Below are 9,062 nucleotides of genomic sequence, written 5' to 3'. Positions count from 1 at the left end.
GTGCCGGCCGCGGGGACGGCCGCAGCCGCGAGCGGTTCCGTCCGCCCTCCCCACGGGGAGGGCGTCGCACCCTCTTGGGATACTCGCCAGATGCCTCGCGTGCTCCTCATAGAAGACGACCCCTCCGTACGCGAAGGGGTCGAACTCGGCCTGCGGCGGCGGGGACACGAGGTGCGGGCCGCCGCCACCGGGGAGGCCGGTCTCACCGCGCTCGGCGAGTTCCGCCCCGACCTCGTGCTGCTCGACCTGATGCTGCCCGGCATGAACGGCGTGCAGGTCTGCCGCCGGGTCCGGGAGACCAGCCAGCTGCCGATCATCATGCTCACCGCCCGCGGCGACGACTTCGACGTGGTCGTCGGCCTGGAGGCCGGTGCCGACGACTACATCGTCAAGCCCGCCCGCACCGAGGTCATCGAGGCCCGCATCCGCGCCGTGCTGCGCCGGATCGAGGAGCCCGGCGGCGGACGGCCCGCCATCGAGTTCCACGGCGACCTCGCCGTCGACCGGGCCGGGCTCACCGTCGCCAAGTCCGGGGAACGGCTGGCCCTCGCCCCCTCCGAGCTCAAGCTGCTGCTCCACCTGACCGCCGCCCCCGAGCAGGTCTTCAGCCGCCAGCAGCTCCTCGAACACGTCTGGGAGCACAGCTACCACGGCGACGCCCGGCTGGTCGACGCCTGCGTCCGCCGCCTCCGCAACAAGATCGAGGACGCCCCCGGGACCCCCCGCTACATCCAGACACTCCGCGGCTTCGGCTACCGGTTCGGCCCGCTGTGAGGCGCGCCCCGCGCGAGCGCACCGGCCCGCCCGCCCGCCGCTGGTGGGCCCGGCCCTTCGGACTGCGGACCCGGCTCGTCCTCGCCTTCCTCCTCGTCGCCGCCGTCGGCTGCGGCACCACCGCCGCCCTCACCTACCGGGCCGCCCGCAACGCCATCCTCGAACAGACCCAGAACACCGCGGTCTCCGCCTTCCGCGACGAGATCGGCCGGCTCGAGACCCCGCTCCCCGTCGACCAGGCCGCGCTCTCCCTCCAGTTGCAGCGGATCGCCCGGCTGGGCAAGCCCCGGCCCTGGATGGTCTACGCCGAGTACGGCAGCGTCCGGGTCTCCTCCGCCCAGCGTCCGACCTCCACCGTCATCACCCCCGAGCTGCGGGCCCGCGCCCAGGGCACCCCGCACGGCAGCTTCCAGCGGGTGCTGCGGGGAGGCACCCCGTACCTCACCATCGCCGTCCCCGCCGTCTTCCAGCCGAGCCCCCGCGTGACCGCCTTCCACCGCACCGGCCTGGTGTTCTACGCCGTCCTCGAACTGGACGAGGAGGAGGCCAACATCGAGGCGATGGTCACCGCCGCCCGCGACGGCGCCCTGCCCGCGCTGCTCGTCGCGCTCGTGCCGGCGCTCCTCGCCGCCCGCAGCGTCCTGCGCCCCGTACGCGAACTGCGCCGGGCCGCCCACAGCATGGGGCGCGGCGAGCTCGACACCCGTATCCAGGCCCGGGGCACCGACGAACTCGCCGACCTGGCACGCACCTTCAACGAGTCCGCGGCGGCGCTCGAGAGCTCCGTCGCCGAACTGCGCGGCGCCGAGGCCCGCGCCCGCCGCTTCGCCTCCGACGTCTCGCACGAACTGCGCACCCCGCTCGCCGGGATGCTGGCGGTCACCGAGGTCCTCGACGAGGACGCGGAAGGGCTCGACTCCGACACCGCCCGGGCCGTACGCCTCATCAGCGCCGAGACCGGCAGGCTCGCCGACCTCGTCGAGGACCTCATGGAGATCTCCCGCTTCGACGCCCGGGCCGCCGAACTCCACACGGACGAGGTCGACGTGGCCGACTCGATCCGCAAGACCCTGCAGAGCCGCCACTGGACCGACGCCGACACGATCGACACGCACCTCCCGTCCGGCATCCGCGCGCGCCTCGACCCGCGCCGCTTCGACGTGATCGTCGCCAACCTGGTCGGCAACGCGCTGCGGCACGGCCGCCCGCCCGTCACGGTCCGCCTCTCCACCGAGGGATCCTGGCTGGTCACCGAGGTCGCCGATCACGGGCCGGGCATCCACGAGGACGTTCTGCCCCATGTCTTCGACCGCTTCTACAAGGCCGATCCGGCCCGTACCCGCTCGTCCGGCAGCGGCCTCGGGCTGGCCATCACCCTGGAGAACACGCGGCTGCACGGCGGCACCGTCGAGGCCGCCAACCGGCCCGGCGGCGGAGCCGTCTTCACTCTGAGGATCCCGCTGTGAACCCCGGACGGACCCTGACCGCCGCGGCCGCGCTGGCGCTGGCCGCCGTGCTCGGCGGCTGCGGCATACAGAAGAGCGACGTGGTCGAGGCCGGCGACGCGGCGACGATCGCCGTCCAGCCGTCCCCGTCGTCCCGGATCCTGCTCTTCTTCGTGGACCGGGCCGGCGGTCTGGTGCCCGTCGCCCGGCGGGTGGACCCGCCGGGGCCGGAGGAGGGCGTGCTGGACGGCGGCGCCGTCGGCGACGCGGGCGAGGCCTCGCCCGATCCGGGCTCCTCGGGCGGTGCCGGGCCGGCCGCGGACCGGCCGCGGATCGCCACCGAGAAGATCCTTGCCCAGCTCCAGTACGGCCCGACACCCGAGGAGCGGGCCGCGGGGCTCGACTCCCTGGTCCCGGTGCCGCGGACCGAGAAGCACGGGTTCATCATGGACCGCGCCAGGCAGGACACGGACACGGACGCGGACGCGGACACGGACGGCCTCCCGGAGATCCGGCTGTCGACGCAGCTGCTGGTCCACGACCTGGAGGAGGTCGCCGTCCAGCAGATCGTCTGCACGGCCGCCTACGCCGTGAGCGCGACCGGGCAGGCGCTCGTCACCCTCGTCGGCACCGACGGCTCGCTCCCGCCCGCCCACTGCGGATGAGGCCGCGGGGCGCCCCGAGCCCCGGCGGGGGTCAGCCGCGCAGCTCGGCCAGCACCGCGTCGGTGAACGGCGGCCACGCCTCCACCGCCCACGGCCCGAAGGGCCGGTCGGTCAGGGCCACGCACGCGGCGCCGGCGTCGGGGTCGATCCACAGGAACGTGCCCGACTGGCCGAAGTGCCCGAAGGTGCGCGGCGAGGAGCCGGACCCCGTCCAGTGGGGCGACTTGGAGTCCCTGATCTCGAAACCGAGCCCCCAGTCGTTGGGCCGCTGGTGCCCGTAGCCCGGCAGGATGCCGGTGAGACCGGGGTGGGTGACCGTCATCGCGTCGAGCACGGTCCGCGCGTCGAGCAGCCGCGGCGCCTGCACCTCCGCGGCGAAGCGCACGAGGTCGTCGACGGTCGACACGGCGTCCTTCGCGGGCGAGCCGTCCAGCGTCGTCGCGGTCATGCCCAGCGGCTCCAAGACCGCCTGGTGCAGGTACTCGGCGAACGGGATGTCCGTCGCCTTGGCGACATGGTCGCCGAGCACCTCGAAGCCGGTGTTGGAGTAGATCCGGCGGGCACCGGGCGCGGACATGACGCGCGGCTCGTCGAAGGCCAGGCCCGAGGTGTGGGCCAGCAGGTGGCGGACGGTCGAGCCCTCGGGCCCGGCGGGCTCGTCGAGGTCGATCGCCCCCTCCTCGTACGCGACGAGGACGGCGTAGGCCGCCAGCGGCTTGGTGACCGAGGCCAGCGGGAACCGCTGTCCGGTCGGGCCGTGCGACCCGGTCACGGTGCCGTCCGCGCGTACGACGGCGGCGGCCGCGGTCGGGACGGGCCAGTTCTCGATCATCGCCAGGCTCTGCATGGACCCGAGCCTACTGGGACGATGAACCTACTTGCTTCGAGTGCACTCCAAGTCTTTAGCGTGGAGGTCATGAGCGTGATCGAGAGCACCACTCCGACACATCCGAGGCCCGACGGCCAGGACCGCTACACGATCAGCGAAGTGGCCGCCTGGACCGGTCTCACGGCGCACACCCTGCGCTGGTACGAGCGGATCGGGCTGATGCCGCACGTCGACCGCTCGCACACCGGCCAGCGGCGCTTCACCAACCGCGACCTCCAGTGGCTGGCCTTCGTCGGCAAGCTGCGGCTGACCGGGATGCCGGTCGCCTCGATGGTGCGGTACGCGGAGCTGGTGCGGGCGGGCGATCACACCTTCGCCGAACGGCGCGAGCTGCTCGAGAGCACGCGGCGGGACGTGGTGTCCCGCATGGCCGAGCTCCGGGACACGCTCGCCGTTCTGGACATCAAGATCAGTCACTACGGGGAGGCATGACCCGATGAGCAGGATTCCCACGACCAGGCTGGGCACGGGCGGCCCGGAGATCGGCGTCCAGGGCTTCGGTGCCATGGGCATCAGCGAGTTCTACGGCGACACCGACGAGGCCGCCGCCCGCGACACCCTCGACGCGGCCCTGGAGGCCGGCGTCACCCTGATCGACACGGCGGACGTGTACGGGCAGGGCGCCAACGAGCGCTTCCTCGCGCCGTTCGTCGCCGCGCACCGCGACGAGATCACCCTCGCCACCAAGTTCGCCATCGAGCGGCGGCCCGACGACCCCCACCACCGGGGCATCCGCAACGACCCGGCCTACGTCCGGCAGGCCGTCGAAGGCAGCCTGAGCCGCCTCGGCGTCGAGACCATCGACCTCTACTACATGCACCGCCGCGACCCGGCCGTGCCGCTCGCCGAATCGGTCGGGGCGATGGCCGAGCTGGTGCGGGAGGGCAAGGTCAGGCATCTGGGCCTGAGCGAGGTGACCGGCCCGGAGCTGCGCGAGGCGTACGCGGTGCACCCGATCGCCGCGCTCCAGTCCGAGTGGTCCCTCTTCTCCCGTGACGTCGAGCGCAGCGCGGTCGGCGCGGCGGCCGAGCTGGGCGTCACCTTCGTGCCGTACTCGCCGCTCGGCCGGGGCTTCCTGACCGGAGCCTTCGCGGACGCCTCCAAGGACCTCTCGGGTGGCGACTTCCGGCGCCACCAGCCGCGGTTCACCGGCGAGAACGCGGTGCGCAACGCCGCGCTCCTGGAACCGGTGCTGAAGATCGCGGCGGCCCACGGCGCGACGGCGGCGCAGATCGCCCTCGCCTGGGTCCAGCAGCGGTCCGCCGTGCACGGCCTGACCGTCGTGCCGATCCCCGGCACCCGCAAGCGCTCCCGGCTGCTGGAGAACGCGGCGGCGACCCGGATCACGCTCACGGACGCCGAGCTGGCCGCCCTGGAGCCGATCGCCGGCGAGGTCGCGGGCGACCGGTACCCGGACATGAGCTCCACCGCGGCCGCCCGGGAGTAGCTCCCGGGGCGGGTCCCGCGGGGCCGGTGCGACGGGCCGGTCGGCGGCCTCGCCGTCGCGCCGCCCCGGCGGCACCCGCGCGGTGCCGGGGCGCGCCGCGCGGTTCACGCCAGCCCCAGCGCGAAGACCGCGAAGCCCGCCGCCAGCAGCCCCGCCACCGCCCGGCGGGCCGTGCCGGTCCTCGCCCACGGCGACTCGAAGCCACGCGCGTACCGGCCGACGAGGACGAGGAGCCCGGCGAAGAGCGGCATCCAGGCCAGCCGGGCGACGATCCAGCCGATCGTGTCGGGCGCCGTGGTCAGACCCGGCAGCTCCCCGGCGTACGAGGCGGGGATCGCCGCGGCGAGCATCGCCGTCTGGTGCCAGCACAGGATCGTCATCGCCGACAGGTTGACGACCACGACCGGCGCCCACAGCGCGGGCCGGCGCAGCAGCCGGCCCAGCCGGTCGCGCAGCAGGACGGCCGCCCCGCTCTGGGCGGCGGCGAGGGCCAGCACGAGCAGCGACGGCGGGTGGGAGTTGGTACGGGCCTCGCCCGGGACGCCCACCATCGAGGCGGGGTAGCCGAAGACGAGGAGGAGCGCGGCGAAGAGGACGGCGCCGCCGACGAGGAGACCCCAGGCGTGCCGCCGGGTGACCCGGCCCAGCCCCCAGGAGACGCCCAGCTGGTAGGCGAAGAGCCAGCCCGGGAGGATGTTCAGCACGCTCAGCCACGACGGCATGGAATCCGCGTACGGCCCGTAGCGCAGGAGGTCGACGACCGCGACCGTGCCGAGCAGCGGGGCCGCCGCCCACACGCCCGCCCGTTCGGCGGCGCGGACGCAGAGCGGAGTGAGCGCGGTGACGACGGTGTACACCCCCACGAACCACAGCGGCTGGACGACGAGGGTCGACGCCGTCCGCAGCGTGTCCCCGGGCACCCCGAACCCGAGGTGGAGCAGCGGGAGAAGCAGCGCCCACACGGCCGTGACCCCGAGGACGGGCCGGCCGAGCCGGGCGATCCGCCCCTTGAGCCAGGCGCGGGAGGAGCCGGTGCGCTTGCCGTAGGACAGGACGGAGGAGCAGCCTCCGACCAGGAAGAAGATCCCGAGCATCTGGAGGATCCAGCTGACCGGGGCGAAGCCGCCGAAGGCCGACAGCGGGCTGGCGTTGTGGATCGCCCCGTCCGCGGAGAGCGTGAACCCGCCGAGCAGCCAGTGCCCGGTCGGCACGGCGAGCAGGGCAAGGGCGCGCAGCCCGTCGACGGCGCGGTCGCGGTGCGCCGGGGTCCGCGCCTCGATCCGGGCGGCCAGGCTCCCGATCCGACCCGTTCTCGCGGTCCGCTCCCCGCGCCCGGGCGCGTTCGTCGGGGTGCCGTGCGTGCGCGAGCTCATCGGGCGTCTCCCTGGGCGATGGCGGCGAAGGTGCGGAGGGACCGGGTACCGGGGGCGAAGTAGCCGCCGTGCCCGGCGACGTCGTCGGCGGCGACATGACGGGCGCCGAAGGCCGGAGCGGCCGGGTCCGGGCCGTGCCCCAGCCCCGCGAACTCCACGTGCGGGACCTTGTCGATCCAGTCGGTCGGGGCCTTGGCGGCCCACACGCGTGCCGATGTGCCGAGCGCGCCGGCGTCGGCGGCACGCATGCCGGGGGAGCCGAGGACGACGAGGTCCTTGGCCTTCAACTGGTGCGCGGCGAGGCCGCAGACGACGGAGCCGTAGCTGTGGCAGAACACGGCAGGGGTGGGCGTGCCGACGGCGGCGAGACCGTCCGTGAAGCGGACGAGCCGCTCGGCCCCCGCTTCGGCGAGCCTCCCGGTCGCGGCGTCGAGACCGACGCCCACGGGGGTGGTGTACCCGGCCCAGGCGATGACGGCGGTGTCGCCGTGGGTGGCCTCGCGCAGACCGGTCGCCATGGCCGCGAGCGGTGCGACGTTCCCGGCGTCGACGTCGGAGCCGGGGACGATCACGGCCACGTGGCGGGCGGTCGCCGGGTCTCCGTAGACGAGGGCGACCTGCCCCCGGTCGCGGGGGTCGAACGCGAGGACCCGGGCACCGCCGAACCGGGCACCATCGAACCGGGCGCCGACGGTACGGGCGTTGGCCTCGTACCGCAGGGCGAGGGGTGCCCCGTCGAGGTTCCCCACCACGGACGGGTGTTCCCTGACCAGCTCCTCGCGCCGCCGGTCGGTCAGTCCGGCGAAGAAGTCGCCGATCCGGTCCGGTGTCATGCGCCCCGGATCGGGCAGCCCGTCCGCGATCCAGGCCCGCGTCCCGACGGGCACCCCCGTCACGGCCTGCTGCGCGCTGCCGGACGCCCAGCCGGCCGTCCCCGCGACCGCGGTGACCGTGAGCGCCGCGGTGATCAGGGTCCTCGTGTAGCGGCCCATGTCCCGGCCCCTCCCCTTCGTCTCTCTCGTCGATGACGTGAGGAAGGTAGGGAGAGGGTGGGTGAGGGAGCGTCACACCGGGGGGCCAACCATGCGGTGCTACCGGGGTAGGGGGTGGACGAGGAGCCCTCAGCGACGGGCGCCTCCCCTTCCGCGACACCTTCGCCGACCGGCGCCGTCTCCGGATCCCCCTCCGTCTCGGCGTCCACCGACCCGGGGGCACCGGGTCCGGTCGACGCGGAGGAGCCCGAAGAGCTTGACGAGCCCGACGGATCCGAGGACACCGGCAGGCCGACGGAGTCAGGGTCGCCGCGGCAGCCCGCCCCCTCCCTCGCCGGACGTCCGGCCGGTGCGGGCCGGGACCGGCCCGGGCGGCCCGCCACGGCGCCCGCGCGGGTTCCGGCGGCGCGGCCGTCGACCACACCGGCCGACCCCTCGCGTACCAAAACGGCAACAGCCGACGTGCCCTCCGCCGACGCGGACGGCACGGACGAGGACCTCGAAGCGGTACCCCAGGCGGATCCGCCCCGCGCGGACGACGCCCCGGCTTCGGTGCCCGACGACGCCCGGCAGATCACCACCGGGACCGGCACCACCGTCGCTGACCGGCAGATTCCCGTGCTGACGCTGGGCGCCGGGCTCGCCCTGATGGGGCTCGGGATCGGATTCCTCGGCATCCGGATGCGCCGCCGCTGAGGTCCGCTCCCGCCGCGTGTCCCCCTTGAGACGGACACCGAGGGTCCGTCTGAGGTCGCTTGTCCGCGCCGACATACTCGGTATACATACTGAGTATGTCGATCCGCCACGGGCTTCTCGCCCTCCTCGAACGCGGCCCTCGCTACGGTTCGCAGCTCCGTACGGAGTTCGAGTCCCGCACGGGGTCCACCTGGCCCCTCAACGTCGGCCAGGTCTACACGACCCTCAACCGTCTCGAACGCGACGGACTGGTCTCGCAGAGCGGTGAGGACGAGGCCGGGCACGCGCTCTACGCCATCACGGACCACGGCCGCACCGAGCTCAGGACCTGGTTCGAGAAGCCCGTCGACCGCACCAGCCCCGCCCGCGACGAGCTGGCCATCAAGCTCGCCATGGCCGTCGGCGCTCCCGGGGTCGACATCCGGGCCGTCATCCAGGCCCAACGCCACCACACCGTGAAGGCGATGCAGGACTACACCCGCCTCAAGGCCCAGGCGATCACCGCACTCGAGAGCGGCGGATCCCAGGAGCGGGACGACGTGGCCTGGCTGCTCGTGCTGGAACAGCTCATCTTCCAGACCGAGGCCGAGGCCCGCTGGCTGGACCACTGCGAAGCCCGGCTCATCCGGCTCTCGGCGGCAGCCGGCACCGCGGCCGGGTCCCAGCCCCCGTGTTCGGCCAAGCCTTCCGGTCATGGGGCTCTTCTCGTGGCTGCGGCTGTGATCACGGACTCGGCTGTCACCCGTTCACTTCCTCGGCACGTCGGGGCCGTAGGGGAACC

10 protein-coding genes are annotated in these 9,062 nt (G+C 74.1%); 7 read left to right on the top strand and 3 right to left on the bottom strand.

Annotated elements, in window-relative coordinates; genetic code table 11:
* The first annotated feature begins 90 nt into the window (after window positions 1–90).
* From EAO71_RS01725 to EAO71_RS01715, 3 genes are read left to right on the top strand one after another with little or no spacing between them, the layout of a single operon-like run.
* Entirely contained in the window at window positions 91–774 is a 684-nt protein-coding gene (locus tag EAO71_RS01725; protein WP_147975981.1) for a response regulator transcription factor, read from the top strand.
* A complete protein-coding gene (locus tag EAO71_RS01720) occupies window positions 771–2,240 on the top strand; it encodes a sensor histidine kinase (protein WP_147975980.1) in 1,470 nt (489 codons plus the stop codon). The genes EAO71_RS01725 and EAO71_RS01720 overlap by 4 nt, the downstream gene beginning before the upstream one ends.
* The gene (locus EAO71_RS01715) at window positions 2,237–2,884 is read left to right on the top strand and encodes a hypothetical protein (protein ID WP_147975979.1); all 648 of its coding nucleotides are present in this window, start codon (window positions 2,237–2,239) and stop codon (window positions 2,882–2,884) included. Before EAO71_RS01720 ends, EAO71_RS01715 begins: the two co-directional genes overlap by 4 nt.
* Window positions 2,885–2,915: 31 nt before the next feature.
* Here the strand turns inward: EAO71_RS01715 and EAO71_RS01710 are convergent, their stop codons facing one another.
* Complete coding sequence (locus tag EAO71_RS01710) at window positions 2,916–3,731, bottom strand: serine hydrolase domain-containing protein (RefSeq protein ID WP_147975978.1); 816 nt, start codon at window positions 3,729–3,731, stop codon at window positions 2,916–2,918.
* Between the two features lie 69 nt (window positions 3,732–3,800).
* On the opposite strand from EAO71_RS01710, the gene EAO71_RS01705 reads away from it, so the two are divergent.
* Together EAO71_RS01705 and EAO71_RS01700 are read left to right on the top strand one after the other, a co-directional pair.
* Complete coding sequence (locus tag EAO71_RS01705) at window positions 3,801–4,205, top strand: MerR family transcriptional regulator (RefSeq protein ID WP_261991942.1); 405 nt, start codon at window positions 3,801–3,803, stop codon at window positions 4,203–4,205.
* Between the two features lie 4 nt (window positions 4,206–4,209).
* Complete coding sequence (locus EAO71_RS01700) at window positions 4,210–5,220, top strand: aldo/keto reductase (RefSeq protein WP_147975976.1); 1,011 nt, start codon at window positions 4,210–4,212, stop codon at window positions 5,218–5,220.
* Between the two features lie 104 nt (window positions 5,221–5,324).
* Here EAO71_RS01700 and EAO71_RS01695 read toward each other — a convergent pair whose 3' ends face one another.
* Both EAO71_RS01695 and EAO71_RS01690 read right to left on the bottom strand, forming a co-directional pair.
* Window positions 5,325–6,593, bottom strand: a complete 1,269-nt coding sequence (locus tag EAO71_RS01695; protein ID WP_261991941.1) for an acyltransferase family protein — start codon at window positions 6,591–6,593, stop codon at window positions 5,325–5,327.
* The gene (locus EAO71_RS01690; RefSeq protein ID WP_147975975.1) at window positions 6,590–7,585 is read right to left on the bottom strand and encodes an alpha/beta hydrolase; all 996 of its coding nucleotides are present in this window, start codon (window positions 7,583–7,585) and stop codon (window positions 6,590–6,592) included. The genes EAO71_RS01695 and EAO71_RS01690 overlap by 4 nt, the downstream gene beginning before the upstream one ends.
* 462 nt (window positions 7,586–8,047) lie before the next feature.
* Here EAO71_RS01690 and EAO71_RS01685 point away from each other — a divergent pair, with 462 nt between their 5' ends.
* Window positions 8,048–8,281, top strand: coding sequence for a hypothetical protein (locus tag EAO71_RS01685; RefSeq protein WP_147975974.1), 234 nt, complete (start codon window positions 8,048–8,050; stop codon window positions 8,279–8,281).
* A gap of 95 nt (window positions 8,282–8,376) precedes the next feature.
* The coding region (locus EAO71_RS01680; RefSeq protein ID WP_261991940.1) for a PadR family transcriptional regulator at window positions 8,377–9,062 on the top strand (686 nt) is incomplete at its 3' end.

The organism is Streptomyces sp. MS191 (assembly GCF_008042125.1).
Classification (GTDB): Bacteria; Actinomycetota; Actinomycetes; order Streptomycetales; family Streptomycetaceae; genus Streptomyces.
This window is presented reverse-complemented; position numbering and strand designations above follow the sequence as displayed.

Coding starts and splice junctions, on each gene's coding strand:
- EAO71_RS01725 (WP_147975981.1), top strand. CDS start 91: ATGCCTCGCGTGCTCCTCATAGAAGACGACCCCTCCGTACGCGAAGGG.
- EAO71_RS01710 (WP_147975978.1), bottom strand. CDS start 3,731: ATGCAGAGCCTGGCGATGATCGAGAACTGGCCCGTCCCGACCGCGGCC.
- EAO71_RS01705 (WP_261991942.1), top strand. CDS start 3,801: ATGAGCGTGATCGAGAGCACCACTCCGACACATCCGAGGCCCGACGGC.
- EAO71_RS01700 (WP_147975976.1), top strand. CDS start 4,210: ATGAGCAGGATTCCCACGACCAGGCTGGGCACGGGCGGCCCGGAGATC.
- EAO71_RS01695 (WP_261991941.1), bottom strand. CDS start 6,593: ATGAGCTCGCGCACGCACGGCACCCCGACGAACGCGCCCGGGCGCGGG.
- EAO71_RS01690 (WP_147975975.1), bottom strand. CDS start 7,585: ATGGGCCGCTACACGAGGACCCTGATCACCGCGGCGCTCACGGTCACC.